At 32.8% G+C, this 15,870-nt stretch carries 13 protein-coding genes; 1 reads left to right on the top strand and 12 read right to left on the bottom strand.

The features are described from left to right. Positions 1-73: 73 nt before the first annotated feature. Together HMPREF9456_RS10880 and HMPREF9456_RS10875 are read right to left on the bottom strand one after the other, a co-directional pair. A complete protein-coding gene (locus HMPREF9456_RS10880) occupies positions 74-562 on the bottom strand; it encodes a DUF4625 domain-containing protein (RefSeq protein WP_006843580.1) in 489 nt (162 codons plus the stop codon). Continuing rightward, on the bottom strand, positions 559-2,718 hold the full coding sequence (locus tag HMPREF9456_RS10875; RefSeq protein WP_006843579.1) for a TonB-dependent receptor: 2,160 nt from the start codon (positions 2,716-2,718) through the stop codon (positions 559-561). Before HMPREF9456_RS10875 ends, HMPREF9456_RS10880 begins: the two co-directional genes overlap by 4 nt. Positions 2,719-3,260: 542 nt before the next feature. Between HMPREF9456_RS10875 and HMPREF9456_RS10870 the strand changes: the two genes are divergently transcribed. Then, complete coding sequence (locus tag HMPREF9456_RS10870; protein ID WP_006843578.1) at positions 3,261-3,671, top strand: Fur family transcriptional regulator; 411 nt, start codon at positions 3,261-3,263, stop codon at positions 3,669-3,671. Positions 3,672-3,705: 34 nt separating this feature from the next. Here HMPREF9456_RS10870 and HMPREF9456_RS10865 read toward each other — a convergent pair whose 3' ends face one another. The 10 genes from HMPREF9456_RS10865 to HMPREF9456_RS10820 form a co-directional block, all read right to left on the bottom strand. Further along, complete coding sequence (locus tag HMPREF9456_RS10865) at positions 3,706-4,902, bottom strand: glycosyltransferase family 2 protein (RefSeq protein WP_006843577.1); 1,197 nt, start codon at positions 4,900-4,902, stop codon at positions 3,706-3,708. Positions 4,903-4,923: 21 nt separating this feature from the next. After that, positions 4,924-6,042 (bottom strand): glycosyltransferase, encoded by a 1,119-nt coding sequence (locus HMPREF9456_RS10860; protein WP_006843576.1) that lies wholly within the window; start codon positions 6,040-6,042, stop codon positions 4,924-4,926. Continuing rightward, complete coding sequence (locus tag HMPREF9456_RS10855) at positions 6,039-7,484, bottom strand: lipopolysaccharide biosynthesis protein (RefSeq protein ID WP_185091204.1); 1,446 nt, start codon at positions 7,482-7,484, stop codon at positions 6,039-6,041. Before HMPREF9456_RS10855 ends, HMPREF9456_RS10860 begins: the two co-directional genes overlap by 4 nt. Positions 7,485-7,490: 6 nt before the next feature. Then, entirely contained in the window at positions 7,491-8,447 is a 957-nt protein-coding gene (locus HMPREF9456_RS10850; protein WP_006843574.1) for a glycosyltransferase, read from the bottom strand. Next, positions 8,432-9,058 (bottom strand): acyltransferase, encoded by a 627-nt coding sequence (locus HMPREF9456_RS10845; RefSeq protein WP_006843573.1) that lies wholly within the window; start codon positions 9,056-9,058, stop codon positions 8,432-8,434. The genes HMPREF9456_RS10850 and HMPREF9456_RS10845 overlap by 16 nt, the downstream gene beginning before the upstream one ends. Before the next feature lie 2 nt (positions 9,059-9,060). Beyond that, entirely contained in the window at positions 9,061-10,170 is a 1,110-nt protein-coding gene (locus tag HMPREF9456_RS10840) for a glycosyltransferase family 4 protein (RefSeq protein ID WP_006843572.1), read from the bottom strand. A 15-nt stretch (positions 10,171-10,185) separates the two neighbouring features. Then, positions 10,186-11,337, bottom strand: coding sequence for a glycosyltransferase family 2 protein (locus HMPREF9456_RS10835; protein WP_006843571.1), 1,152 nt, complete (start codon positions 11,335-11,337; stop codon positions 10,186-10,188). Next, positions 11,334-12,224 (bottom strand): glycosyltransferase family 2 protein, encoded by an 891-nt coding sequence (locus HMPREF9456_RS10830; protein WP_006843570.1) that lies wholly within the window; start codon positions 12,222-12,224, stop codon positions 11,334-11,336. The genes HMPREF9456_RS10835 and HMPREF9456_RS10830 overlap by 4 nt, the downstream gene beginning before the upstream one ends. A 20-nt stretch (positions 12,225-12,244) precedes the next feature. Beyond that, positions 12,245-13,537, bottom strand: a complete 1,293-nt coding sequence (locus tag HMPREF9456_RS10825; RefSeq protein ID WP_157181996.1) for an O-antigen ligase family protein — start codon at positions 13,535-13,537, stop codon at positions 12,245-12,247. A gap of 206 nt (positions 13,538-13,743) precedes the next feature. Then, the gene (locus HMPREF9456_RS10820) at positions 13,744-15,867 is read right to left on the bottom strand and encodes a GumC family protein (protein ID WP_006843568.1); all 2,124 of its coding nucleotides are present in this window, start codon (positions 15,865-15,867) and stop codon (positions 13,744-13,746) included. Between the last annotated feature and the right edge of the window lie 3 nt (positions 15,868-15,870).

Here is a 15,870-nt window from a genome sequence, read left to right as displayed (position 1 = left end):
GTTGAGTTCAGAAGAAAACCTCAGTATACTTTATTGAGCTATACTGAGGTTTTACTTATAAAGGGGCTTTTATCTAGTGATCATGATCATGGTCATCATCTTCTCCGTCGTGACTTAATACAATATTACGTGCAACATACGATTCGTTCCCGGCGGCGTCTGTACAATATACCATCAAGTGATAATTACCAGGGGTTGCATTTTCCGGTATGATTATTTCATGATGATGTATTTTTGCTGTTTTTTGTCCGGCTACACTCCATGTTTTCTGAAAAGCAAATGCGGTAGTACCATCTTCGGCTTTTAACGATTTTGTATGGTTATGACCATCGAAGTTGTTATGTATCTCTACTTTATAGGAAGATAACATTTCATTGTCGGATAATTCCATGTCGAAATGAATATCTGATCCAATCTTTAATACAGCACCTTCTGCCGGAGCAGTTAGATTGATCGCAGGTGGAGTTGTATCTCCATCGTTATCATTACTACAAGAAGTAAATGATATAGATGTTATTATACTAATAATTGATAGGAATAGGATTTTAATAATTGTTCTCATTTTAATTTATTTTTAAAAGGTATTTTAATTGATAATTGAAAGTTGCGACCCGGTTCTGGAATCTCGACTTTTCTGTAAAAACTTAAGTGGTTATAATATTTAGTATTCAATAGATTTCGCAGTGATAAACTGATATCTATCATTGTGTTATATATCGGTATGTTTATATTTCCTCCGAGATTAATTAAATTGGTCCCTGATGTTGTACTTTCGTTCTTTGACACTCTATTTTGACTGGCAATGCTATACAATTCAGCATGTATTTGGAATTGATTCTTTTTCCATGTAATTGTATTTCGCATAGATGCCGGCGGCGAGAAACTTAAAGGAGTATTCTCATCAAGGTTGTAAGTATATACATACTCACCTGTGAAGGAATATTTCAGATGTGGGAACAAGTCTATACTGAAAGACATCTCAGTTCCTGCAAAAATAGCTTCAGCACCCGTATATCGATATATCTGTCCCGCATGAGGGAGTACAGACCATTCGCCTGTTGGTTTCAGAAAAATGTAATTACTAAACCAGCTAAAGAATGGAGTGATGGAAAAAGAAATGCTCTTGTTTTCATACAAGTAAGATGCATCTAGCTGCCATCCTCTTTCCGAATTAAGAGATGGGTCTCCTTGTTCGTGCCTGAACGTACCATGATGTACTCCATTTGCTGCTAACTCATTCGCCCCGGGAAGCCGAAAACTGTGTCCTATATTCGCCTTTATAAGATGATAGATATTCGGATTCCATATAATACCGAGCGATCCCGAAAAGTCTCCAAAGTTGCGATTTACTGCATAGCTACGCCACTTATATTGCTTTATCAGTTCGTTGTCATATCCCATTTCTTGCAGATATGTTTCTAGGTAAGGATCACTATATGCTGATATGTCTATATTTCCATGATCGTAGCGAATACCTCCACTAAAGCTAAGCTGCTCTGATGGCCTCCATGTAGCAATACCAAATACTCCACCTGTAAATCTATTGTATCTGGGTAAGAGAAATGAATATCCAGATATACGATTTTGTTGATATTGAATATCAAGCCCGGCATTATATTCCCATGTGGCTGAGGCTATTGTTTTCAGCTTAATAGAAGAACTATATGTGTCGAGAGTGAAAGCCAACTCTTTATCCGAATCTTTGTCGGGAGGTGCTTGTGTTCCATAATGAGTATGGAACTTACTCCACTCTTCTCTGTGATTCTTCTGATATCCAACGTCCCAATATCCAATGAGTTTATCCCATATATATTGCTGGCGTGATGTTATTTTCAAATGATTCACTTTGCTATATGGCAATTCAATATTACGGTCATCTCCATCGTCCTGTACACGAGATATGTCAGGTATGCCATGTGCTCCGGGAAAAAATCCTGTTTTTTGATAAGCATTACTTATTGAATAATTTGAATAATACTTTCCGCTACGGTATTCGGTGTATGAACTTATATTACGCTCAATACCGGCTGTATTCTTCAACTTCCGATTATATATTGGAATTTTCTGTGTAAGATAGACAATGGTATCTGTAGGTATGCGATAATCTCCAAAACGCTGTTCGGAATATCGAAACTTTGTATACCATGCACTTTTTTTCAGACCTAATAATACAGAACCGCCGAATGTTTCATTTACACTTTTGCCTAGTACCATAGCTTCACCAAAAATCTGATTGTCGAAGGGTGGGGGAGCTTGAGTTATTTCCACTACGCCACCCATCGCATCGCTTCCATAGAGGAGTGAGGATGGCCCTTTGCGGACAGTGACTCGTTCGATGTTAAATGCGTCAATCTCTAATCCGTGATCGCTACCCCATTGTTGGCCTTCCTGTTTGATTCCGTTTTCGTTTACAGAAATACGATTGAATCCCATTCCCCGTATCATGGGCTTGGAAAATCCGGAGCCGATATCCATAGAACGCACTCCCGGTATATGCTCAAGTGCTTGTATAAGATTGCCTGTAAAGTGATTTCTTAAAAAATCCTTGTCTGCTACTTCTATCGACAGAGCTGAGTTAAGTTTACTCGATGTCTTATAAGATGTTGCAGTTATAGTAATACTTTCTAACTCTATCTGTTTGATAGAGTCAGTTTGTTGACTATACAAGGGCAATACAAATAGAAGTAAGAGCATAATCCGAATTATTCGGATATACATATAAATATTTGTTTTTATTAAAAATAATTTACGAATAAAGTTGGGATAGAATTATCCCGGAGGAAAATGTGTTTTTAATAGAGGGAGGTGCTCGTAGATAATTGAGTTGAGGTATAGAATTATATCCATTTTCCAGATATAAGTAGTATATCCGGTTAGTATATACTACTTGTATTGTATCTGAAATACAAAAGCTAGCTTCAGTAAATAAAGATAAAGTCTGCTTACAAACCTGACATGTATTGTTATTATGTTGCGGTTTATGTTTATCGTTAGCGTGTGAACAATGCTTTTCATAGCACTCATCTTTATAAATATGAATACCCTTAACTATAAGCGGAGTTATGAATATAGCCGCTAATAGCCATGCCAAGATAATTTTGTTTGCTTTATATTGTCTCACACCGAATCTGAATTTTGACTAGGAGATTGCAAATATATAAATTTTATTTAAATGCAACATTGTTTCAATATTTATATTTTATCAATTTGTGTGATCTTTGTTTTTGTGGTATTTTTGTTTAGCCATAAAGATTGATATTATGAATGCAATAGATTTACTCAGGAATAAGGGGTTAAAGAAAACAGCTCAGCGAGTTATGCTGATTAATATTTTGCAAAAGAAAAGTATTTCTTTAACCGAGGGTGATATAAAGCTGGAGATGGGAGATCTTTACGACCGTATAACTTTTTATCGCACAGTCCAAACATTATTGGAAACTGAAATCATACATAAAATTACAGTTGATAACATAACAAAATATGTACTGAATGATGTTCATCTTTCAGTCAATAAAAAAGATCATGCTCATTTCTATTGTAAAAGGTGTCTTTCAATAACTTGTCTCGATAATATATCTTTAAAAAAGTATAACTTACCGGAAGGATTTAAATCTGATGAATGTGAGATATTAATAAAAGGGAGTTGTAATAAATGTAGTGAGCCTCTATAATTAGGTTCTTTCTTGGTATCTTGATTTCTCCAATTTAACTATTTTGAGTAGATTTTCTTTTAACCTTCTCCCATATTCCGCTATTACTTCTTTTCTTTAAATAAGAATATGCCTTTATGACATTTAAGTTCATAAAAATAAAATAATATGGAATAAACAGCACCTTATTTTTTATCTCCTTTTTAGCAAGTGTATATCCGATAAAACCTAATGAGTAGAAAATAACTTGTAATATTAATAATATAGCAGGCAATGTACAAGTCGGGTAGGTTTGTATGCAAAGTAATACATTAAGAGGTAATAGAGCAAAAAGAGCCAAAGGTGTTATGGTCCATCTCAACACGCGATGGGATATGTACTGAAAACTTAAAACTCCATACTTGAATATATTAAGTAGAGTACGTAATCTCCATACAGCTTGTAGTCCTCCTGCTGCAATTCTTACTTTTCTTTTTTCTTCTTCTATCATCGAATCGGAGCTATATTCTATTGCATATGCTTCGGAACAATACGCTATGCGATAACCTTTTTCTGCTGTTTTTAGAGACAAGACGAAATCATCAAGAATTGTATCATTTGGAATATATTCAAACAAATCACGTCTTATCGCAAATAACTCGCCTGCAGCACCAACTACAGAGTATAAACGAGAGTCTAAACTTTTTAATACAGATTCGTAACGCCAATAAAATCCTTCGCCACTAGACGAAGCGTTATCTTTTGATTCTATGTTTACTCTTTTTTCTCCTGTTACACAACCTACTTTACTGTCTGCAAATAAGGATACTATCCCTTTTATACTTTGAGTGTTTAGTATAGCATTTGCATCTGTAAATATAACAATAGGAGTATCTATGTAAGACATGCTTCTGTTTATGGCAGCAGTTTTTCCTTCACGTTCAGGTTTATGCAAGATTTTTATATTAGGATACGACTTTAGCATTTCTACTGTACTGTCTGTGCTACCATCAGTAACCCAGACAACGTGGAGCTTTTCCTTTGGATAATCCAATGACTCTATATTGACCATTTTTTCGACCACAACATTTTCTTCGTTATAAGCTGCAATCAGCAAGGTTATATCGAGTAACTCTACATCTTGCAATTTATTCTTGCTTTGTGGTTTTAAAACTTCTTTGATTTTAACCAGAAACCAAATTAAGATGCCATACCCTAAGTAAGTATAGAAAATAATGAATGCAAATAGGCAGAATACAATAATTAAAATCATAAAAACAATAATTCAAATCGTTTATTTACAAGCTGAAATAACCTTTTCCATCTGATTCCTCCATGAAAGATTACTGATAGAATTACGGATTTCTATAGCAGGTATTGTATTTACCTTTTCATAAAATGCAATCACATCAAGAATATTTATTGGCGATTCGTCAGCACTTACTTTCATAATATAAGGTTTTTCTTCAAAATCATCATCTATCTCGGAGTAGATAAACGGAATGCCTCTTGCTGCGTATTCTCGGTTTTTTAAAGTCTTTATATTGCTGATCCCACTTCGATGACGTCCCAGACTGGCAATACCCAATGATGCCTCATTAAACAAGTTATCTAAGCTTTCTCCATATTGTGGCCCGTGAAAGGTGACATAGTTTTCCAATTTATTCTGGATTATATAATTTTTTAGCTTCGCAATTTCACGTTCATCTCCGTACCCTACAATTTCATACCGAACTTCTATATCTTGTTTTACTTTATAATATTCGGCTAATCCTTTTAGTAAACGGTCGAATCCATGCCAAATATGAATTTCAGCCACACTTATCAGAGTTATTTTATTCGGATTATTTGTCGGCTCTTTTATTTTTATAGCATCGAAGTCTATGCCATTCGATATATTAATTGTTTTTGCTCCAAAGATGTTTTTTTCGTTTGAGAATGTAATAATTCTGAATATATTGCGGGCTAGTTTGCGACGATATAACTTATCTATTTGCAACTTTATGCGAGCTGACAAAGAACTGTTGATGTATTCGTTGTCGTATGGATAGGTTGGAATTTCGAGCAATGTTTTAACCCCTATTTTAGCCGCTTGCTTCACAAAAGAAATTAAAAAAGGATTTGCATTGTGGAATGATCTAATATAAATCAAGCTGATATCATTTTTTTCTAGATAATTTAATATTGTAGAGTAGTCTACTCTTTTTTTTATTTTGGCTTTAATTCCATGTCCAATGTTTTCTAGTACCTGATCATCTATCATTCGTCTCTGATAACCATCATTGTCAATATGAATATAGCATAGACGTGTCTCCACATCACACTTTTTCAAAGCACTAACCTGATAGTGTATTTTTTTACTGATGCCGTTATATGCCTCAAACCCATGAAAAATCAGGTATAATAGTTTCATCTTATTTTATTTTTTAATTTACCACAAATATCAATTTCTTTTGTTAGCTGTATATAAAGGCTGTATATAAGCATAAATATTAAACTTTTAAACAAAGCACTTATAAATATGTTTGATATTGTTATTAACTGAGATATAAATAGTAGAATTGAAAATAGAATGATACTAAGAATTATTGGAGATATGAATTGTTTGACAAAATTAATAATACTTGTCTTTAAAGTGTATCGGTACATGATATAGTAACATTGAATAAAATTCATAGTAAATGTAATTGTAATGCACCATGCAACTGCAATAAGCGAATTAAATATAAATATTCCGATTAATATTCCTGAAACATTTAATATAGAAGATAACAGTCCACTTATGAATAGTAATTTTGTTGCATTAGCTGCTTGAAAAATAGCACCGGATGTAGATAATATAATTTGTATTCCGACAGATAAGGATAGAATCTGAAATACAGGTATAGAGTTTATCCATTGATCGCCAAATACTATTAATACAGCCTCTCTTGCTGTGAACCAAAGTAGTATAGACAAAGGAAACCCAATGAAAGCTAAAAGACGGACAACTTTGAGATAAGAGGATGATAATTTTTTAAGGTCATTCTGAAAGTCTGAAAAAATAGGATGCATAACAGGTGTTATGGCATAGGTTATATTTTGTAATGGTAACATCATTAGACGATATGATTTTTCATAATATCCGAGCAAAGACATTCCCATATATTTCCCGATAAGTAATTTGTCAAGATTCCTACTAAAGTAATTTATTAGATTGAACAGAAACTGATAAGAGGAGTAAGAAAGTATAATCTTCAATGAGGAAATGTTAAATATAATCTTCATCTTTTGAGGATAACGCAATATGTTAACAATAAATAGAGTTGCACTTGAAAAGATCGGATTAATAAGCAAAGCATATAATCCAGCTCCATTTAAGGCCGCAATTATAGATATAAATCCACCTAGAAATTGAACTACAAATGTTCGAAAGGCAATGAATTTAAATTCCTTATTTCTGTACAGTAATGCGCTTGGAACAATATTAACTGTAACAAAGAATAAATTTACAGACAATATCTGACATATGTTGATAAGATCGTTTTTTTCATAATAAGACGCTATAGCCCACGATGAAAAAAAGAACCCAAGAGAAATAATTATCCCCAACCAAACAGTAAAGGAGAAGATATCGGATAAATTTTCTTTAGTTAAACTTTTATTCTGGATTATTGCAGGCGCTAATCCTAAATCGCTAAAAACACTAAAAAAAGTAATGATAACCATAGCTATCGCTATAAGACCAAAATCTTGAGGGGTAATAAGTCTAGCTAATACAGCAGAAACAATTAATGATACAACAATACCACTGTATTTAGATATTGCACTATATGTGACACCTGTAAATAAATCTTTTTTTAACGACACTTGGATTAATTATTATTTTATATATGATTTTAGTTTTATTAGCCAAGGAAAAAGAAGGACGAGCCATGACTTAACTGATATATATTTACGATAGCGAAGAAAGCAAGTCTTGGCAATACTAAAGCGTTCGTACCATCTAAATATATTGGCCATATATATAGCAGGATCAAAAAAGAACCGAATAGTTTTATTTATTGTTTTTTTTATAATTTCATTTTGCCCGGATGCAAATTTTATAAGTTCATCTACGACTATAAAATAGTTTTTAACATTAAAGATCGTATATTGTTTAGTCATAATTGAATCGGGGCGAAATCGTCTGTGAAAGAATGCTTCAGGGATATACGCTACTCTTTGTGCCTGAGTGTACAACTTTGCTGTAAATAGTTGATCCTCATGTATTATTCCTTGTAGAAAATTTAAGGATAAAGAAGTTATATAATTATGTTTTATAAATAGAAGACAAACCGAAGATCTATAGCCTGAAGTCTCGAGCAATGTGTTTAAACTTTGTAATCCGGTTTTAATTTCACTTGTAATCTTCTCTTTTCTATTATAAGATATTGGTGCTTGTATATTGCTATCTGTAAATGTTATTGCATCAAAAAAAACGAAATCAAGTTCTTCTGATACACATCTTTCATAACAGACTTTTAATGCGTTTGTATCCAGTATATCATCACTATCCATAAAATAGATATATTCTCCATTGGCATAATTTAGTCCTTGATTTCGAGCAGATGACAGCCCTTGATTCTCTTGAGAATGAATAAATATACGCTTGTCAATGTCTTGTAATAGAGTTATTACTTGCAAACTGTTATCCGTAGATCCATCATTAATAATTATAATTTCTAATTCAGGTAGCGTTTGATTTATAATTGAACGAACCGATTCTTCTACATATTTTCCTGTATTATAAACAGGTATGATAACACTTACTTTTGGCTTAATTACATCCTTACCCATTCTTTTTTTTGAAAATCAAATTTTTTTATAACTCGTGCGGGATTTCCTACGGCTACACAGTATGACGGTATATCTTTTGTTACAACGCTTCCTGCCCCGATTTGTACACGTATACCAATATGAACTCCAGCTAATATTACAGAATTTGAACCGATATGAGATTCGTCTTCGATAATTACTGTACTCTTAACTAAATCTTGTTCATTAGAGTCTATAGAGGCATCGGCATATCCATGATTAAATCCGGCAATAAAAACATGTTGTCCCAATCCGACTTTATTTCCAAGAGTTACAGGTCCAATGATTACAGAACCAATTCCTATACGCGAGTTATTACCTATTATTACATCTCCAGCTCCATTATTAATGGTTGTGAAGTCTTCGATTAACACATTGTCGCCTACATTGAATTTATTCCAAGGGAATACATCTATTCTAGACCTCCTTTGTCTTATTTTACACCCCTTACCTTTTTTGTGAACCCATGGGTTTACTAATAAACGAACCCATAATCGAGGTCTGGGATTCAATGATGGAGATATTAATTTTATAATAAAACTCTTGATCGTTCTATTTTTTTTAAATTTTTCTTTTAAAAGAGATATATTCATTCTTATGATTTATATTCATTTAATAATTCTCTTGCTGTATTTTCCCACGAAAACGAATTAACTCTCACTCTTCCGTATTCAACTAATTTTTGATACATTTCTTTATCATTCTCGATAAGTAGCAGCTTATTAGCAATATCTTGTTCGTTATATGGATCTGTGTATAAAGCTCCCTCACCTGCTACTTCGGGGATAGCCGAGGTATTGGATACAATAACAGGGGTTCCGCAGCCCATCGACTCCAGTATTGGTAGTCCAAAACTTTCTCTCAATGATGGGTAAATGAAAACAAATGCTCCATTGTATATATATGGTAGATCTGAATTATTTATATACCCTGGACAGTGTACAAAAGGTTTTATGTGCTCTATATTTTCCTTCTTGAGAATTTCTTCAATAATAGATTTATTAATATCTAAAATCAATAAAGGTCTTTTATAATCGGATTTCTCGAGATATAGAGCATAAGCTTTTATTGTTCGCAAAGTATTTTTTTTAGGATCTGTATTCCCAAAGAATAAAATATAGTTGTCATCTTCTATATATTTGTTTGTAACATTATGATAGTTTGGTATATAATGAAATCGCTTATTATATCCATTGTGAATAGTGACTACCTTAGATGATGGCGTATTTGTCTTTTTACAAATATTTTCGCGTTCAAAATCTGATACGGTGATGATTTTCTTGCTTTTAGATAATATTCGAGGTACAATAAGTTTTCTATATATGCGCCCTAAATTTTGGTATAGAGACTTATTCGAGCTTTGTTTCTTTTCTAAAAATATTATATCATGTAATGTTACTATCAACGGTACATTTACAAACAGAGGTGCAGTATTACTTGTACAGTGCAGCACATCGGGTTTTATTTTAGATATAGAACGAGGCAGTCCTATTTGCTCCCATAATATATAGGACGGACATTTTACTTCTATTATATGAAAATTTGCGGTTTTTTCTAAACACTTGTCAGGCCCCGGTGCTACGAATATATAATACTCATTAGACGTATCTTGTCTTTGTATTTCCTTCAAAGCTTCTAGAATGACAATATCCATTCCATGTTTCTTCTTTCGAAATATACGTTGTGCTTCAATTGCAATCTTCATTTACTATTCTTAATGTCAATGTTCTGTGTGTATAAATTTCTTTTTCGCGCCTTTCATTCTGAATAGATTAATAACCATTAAAATAAAAAGCTTAGGTAATTTTCTGAGTATTTTAATCAAACGCTCATTAACCATTTCATCCGGGATAGCAATGGCTAGAGATAAGCACATAAACATTAGCAATATCCACCATTTTATAGACCAAAATATATTAATAAACAAAAATAGAACCGCAAGAACGAATATTAATCCCAATAAAATCAATCGAGGGAGCATAGCCCATTGTATAAGTTTATTAAATAAATCGATATTTCCTGTTCTCAATGCTTCTGAAATATATTTTATTCCTTTTGCCAAATTTTCGTATTGAGAAGCCATCCATCGTCGTCGTTGATTATAAAAGACTTGTTGATTCTGTACTTTCTGATCATATACAAATACATCTTCCAGATAATCAATATATATACCCTGTCGTAATAATTGTAGCTCCAATTCTTTGTCTTCTCCTACAGAAGATATGTTTTTAATATTCTTTTTAAACCATTTGTATTCGAATGCCATCCCTGATCCACTAAGAGCAGAAGATAAGCCTAACCGTATATGCCCGCTTCTGAAAAAAGAATTGTTTATCTCTTCGCTCGCGGCATCTAAGATGGCCATGTCTGTCTCCGGATTTTTTGCTATGCGGTGAACCTGTAGGGCTCTTATACCAAAGAAAAATGCTTTATTTATTTCATTCAAAAAATTAGTACTTACCGTATTGTCCGCATCTATTATTGCTACAACATCATAATCATCTTTACTTAAATTGTCAAGAGCAAAAATTAAAGCTTTTGCTTTTGTACTGTCTTCGTAATTTGCAATAAGCAGGTTAATAGGCAATTGTGAAAGTTCTTCGTTTGTTTCATCTTTTAGCTGATCCGAGATAACAACAACATCGAAATAACTTTTAGGATAATCTTGCGCAAGGAAGGATTTTACGGATGATATTATAACCTTATCTTCTTTGTATGCCGGAAAAAGAATAACATATTTGAGTTTATTGTCTGTTTCAGGGTAATGTATCTTTTTCTTATTTAGCGAAGCTATTGCAAAAATAAGAAGATACAAAACAGAAAATAACATCAATACAAATAATATTGAATCAACTATATTAACGAGGATCATAAAGTTTTTTTCATATTAGTAAAATTAATCATTCCCCTTATAGAAGCTCTAACTAGATCGAGACGTCCATTCAATGTGTAGGTAAATATACCTTTAGGATTGGCGATAAGAAATTGATATAGTATAGCCACTAATCGAATTATTCCTCTTCTGTTCCTCCATGCATAGAGTAATCTGTTGCGTGTCATATAATAACATCGCAAAGGACTATTTTGTCCTACGCTCCGACTTTCTTTATGAAATACTACAGCCTGAGGATTATACCACAATTCAAATCCATTTTTTTTTATTTGTTCGCACCAGTCTAACTCTTCGTAATATAAAAAATATATTTCCGGCATTAGACCTACTTTTTTTATAATATCTCGCCTAAGCATCATCGCAGCTCCATGAAGGAATGGAGATTTGGCTGGTGTATCATATTGCCCAAGATCAGGCTCACCAAAACCTATAAGGCTATTTCTCAATGTGACTTGAGATAAATCTGTATAGCCTGCAAACTGAATAGTGTTGGAGTCTGCAAATTTTATTTTAGGAGAAACTGCTCCTACTGTTGCGTTTGAATCTAAAAATTCTGCGAGACTTAATAATGAATTATCTTTAATATATGTATCATTATTCAATAATAAGACATATTTTCCTTTAGCCTCGATTATACCCAAATTATTGCCTCCTGCAAAACCTAAGTTTGAATTACTTCTTATACAATGTATGTTTCTATATTTTGCTTGTATCTCAGTAATTTCATCTTTTAAAGAAGCATTATCCACTATAATGATTTCATACGATACTTCAGATAGATATTGCATTAAGCTATCTATCATATGGCATGTATCATTCATCCCATTGTAGTTAACGCTTACTATAGATATATATACATCATTCATATCCTTGTGCTAAACCTTAATTAGATAGAGGTATATTCATTCTTAGAGGACAACTTGTTATTTTCGGCTTCTTTGTTTTCGATCTCTTTATCAAAATACCGTCCCATCATGATGAATGCCATACACATATATAAAATCGGTCCGGTAGGAAACTGTTGTAGAACCTCATTTCCATAAGATGCAATTAAAATCCCTGATAGACCTGCTATTAGAGCACTCATTATGCCTTTAAGTTCTTTATTCTTGATACGAAACAATATATCATATATTCCTCTTGCTAGTACAAATAGAAAAATAGAAATAAAAAGAATGAGGCCAACAATACCTGTTTCTATCCATACATAAATAAGGGAAGAATCTGTAGCTAATCCATACATGTGATCGTTTGAATCCGTGTGTTTCGCTTTTCCTATACCAACTCCAAAAGGATGGTTAGGCATGAACTCTCGCATCTTTTTCTGATTTTCAATCCTTACATTGAAAGACGCATCTTCGGCGCCATGAAAAGCAGTTCTCATACGACGTATATCTGCGTTACTTTGCCCAATGTTGGTGAAATTTAGGAAAATAAATAAAGATAATATAAGAAATGTGCCTCCAATAATAACTTTTCCGAGCTTTGATATTAGAATAAAGGTTGCATATCCCACAAATAATATCGCTAAAACTGTTCTAGTTCCCGATATAAGCATACCATAACCAGCCAAAATAGCTACAATAAAGAAAAACACTTTAAGCTTTTTATTTTTGATATATAATGCACTTATCGAGAATACAACCATGGATAAAGCCATGCTACAACCAAAGTTAGCAGCATCAGTGAAAAATGAAAAATATCGAATACCCGAATAAATAATATGTGTTCTAGCTCCGTCTTCAACATACAGCCAATGGTTTTCAGCCGAATCAAATCCTATAAATTTTTGAATGATAGCTTTTAATACAGCAAAAATTGTAAGTATTCCCCATAGAAGGAGCACCTTTTTCAGATCTTTATAGCGTTTGAATAAAGCCGTGGTAACAACTATAAATAAGAATAAATAAAATCCCAGTCCCCTGACAGAAGTCATCCAGAGCTCAATCGTTGTATATGGGTTTAGAATTTCCATAATACAATAAATAAGCCAAAAAAGAGAGAGATATGTCAATGGATTATTAAATCTTTTCCAATAATCGACAGAAAAGAATACCGTACGGAATAATAGAATAAATAATATGAATGCCAATAAGGCATCTATCACCATTCCTCCGGGAATACTTGGTACGTATCGGCTGATACCCATAATTATGTAATTAACTATGAATAGAATCATCAGAAGCGATTGAGGAAATTTGAAAAAACAGAATAAGACAAGGCATGTTGCTGGTATACAGGCGAATAATATCCCGCTAATAAAGTTCCGTGTATATATAGTTGTTCCTAATATAATCAGTAGTCCAAGAAAGAGCCCTAGATAAAAACATTTATCATAAAATTTGGAATATATGTCTGAGGGTTTGCTCATTTCTGGCTAATGTATTAATTATTGGCTTCGATATCCTTTTTTAGCGGTTTTATTCCTGTTATATTTTCTACTACAGCATGGCTTACATTTGTTAATAGAATCATAATCGGAACATCTTTTGAAAGTCTTGTTATCTCATCAAAAATTAACTGATCGCTACCTTTCCATTGTTTTTTTGCGTCGAGTAATATCAAATTAAAAGAAGCGGTTTGTAATAAGTTTTTAGGTATTGGATTCTCTTTTATTGAAGGATATTCAACAATCACAACGTCATTGTTAATTATATCTATATTGATATCTGATAATTTGTTGATCAACAGATAGCTTTTTGAAGAGTTCGAGAAATCTTTCGTCCAATCAATATTTTTTACAGATAAACCTATGCGTTTCCAATAATCCGATAAAGCATTTGCTATATATGTTTTTTGAACTCCATTTGAAATACTGAAGACGTTTATTATACTAGGTTTTTCAGATGCAAAGTAATTTAATAAGTTATTACCTAATAGTAGTATACAGGTTTCTTCATAAGATTTTCTAAAAATTCTTTTACCCAATTTACCTTCTTCTGGAAATACTCCTAAAACTTTACCTAAAGTAATGTGTTCAGTTCGCATTTTATCTAATAACCTTCTATCAAATAATTCTTTTAATAAGAATAAACCGATTATAAATATAACACTAGCTACATAAGAACCTAAAACTATAGCTTTTCTTTTTGTAGGTTTTGATAATAGTGGAAATGTAGGCTCATTGAGTACTTTCAATGAAGCGGAGTTCATTTCTAAGCTTTTTAATCTTAATCGGGCCGTATTAAGGCTTGATAAAATTGATAAATAAGAACGTTCAAGAAAATCAATACTTCTTTCTTTCCGTTTTATTGTAGAACCTATTGGCGAGAAGTGAAGGTATTCCTGATCCAATTCGGCTCGTCTTCTATCTAAAACAGCAAGTTCTGCAGAAGCTTTTTCATTTTTTAATACTTCATCAAGCCATTGGGATACGAAATTGGATGTCGGGTAACCATCCTTGGTATATTTTTGATTACTCAATGTATTCATAATTACATGAAGATCACCCTCTGCAGTCTTAAGATCGGCTTTATACTTATTAATTTGTCTTTGATTTGCGGGACTAACTAGAGAGTCTTTGTAGAATGGTTCTATCTCGGCAATTTTACTGCGTAATTGAGATATAGTATTGAGTTTGGAAATAAACTCAGAGTTGTTTTTTATTGATGCTAAGTTTTCCGATATCTTACTTTCTAGATGAGTAATTAATGCCTTAGAACTACTATGTCTAAGCAATGCATCCTGATATATCAATTGGACATCCTTATCGTATGCTGCTACCTGTTTTGTTTGTTCGTCGTAGTTGATGACGCGATTTTCAATATTATAGTTTGTTAAAGAATCTTCTCCATTTCTAAGTTCTGAACTCACTTTAGCTAGCTCTTTTTCAAGGTGATGAATGACATTATTGGTTGTTCCGAACTGGATATCTTGATACTTTTTTTCATATGATTGATTGAGTATTACCAAAGTATTGTATGCTATGCCCGGATCATTAGCTGTATATGTTATTTCTAGCATATCACTGTTGCCTAGTTTTTTTACAGAGATTTTGCTTAAGGCCTCATAGCTATAGTGTGGATGATGCCAATTTAATAATCCATATATAAAATTCTTAGGATCGGACTTTTCATAAGCCAGAATATTCTCGAGTGTTTTCTCCTCTGATTTCTTATCTATAAGAGCCTGAACTTCTTTTGGCGTTATATTTAAGAGTTTCCTGTAATTGGATGCTTTGATGTAAATATTATCTTTTTCCGAATCACCATATATCATATCTTGCACATACAGCCGGAGTGCAACATCTTTCAATGTCTCTTTAGAGGTTACAATATTTATAATATTTTCTAAAGTGTTATTTAATATATTCCAGTTTTGGGTCGTCGGCTGTTCGGAATCTAATCCATAGCTGGAGACAACACCAGTGAAAACTGTAGTTTCTACAGTATATTCGAGGTTAAGATGTCTTGTAGATAAGATAACTAAACCTGATATTAGCAACGGTACAATCAATAACCACCATTTTATTTTATTGATAAACGTATATATACACCTTATTTGTTGCATATT

Origin of the sequence: Dysgonomonas mossii DSM 22836 (assembly GCF_000213575.1) — a bacterium.
GTDB classification, from domain to species: domain Bacteria; phylum Bacteroidota; class Bacteroidia; order Bacteroidales; family Dysgonomonadaceae; genus Dysgonomonas; species Dysgonomonas mossii.
The sequence above is the reverse complement of the archived record's forward strand: the minus strand, read 5'-3'. Positions and strand labels throughout refer to the sequence as shown.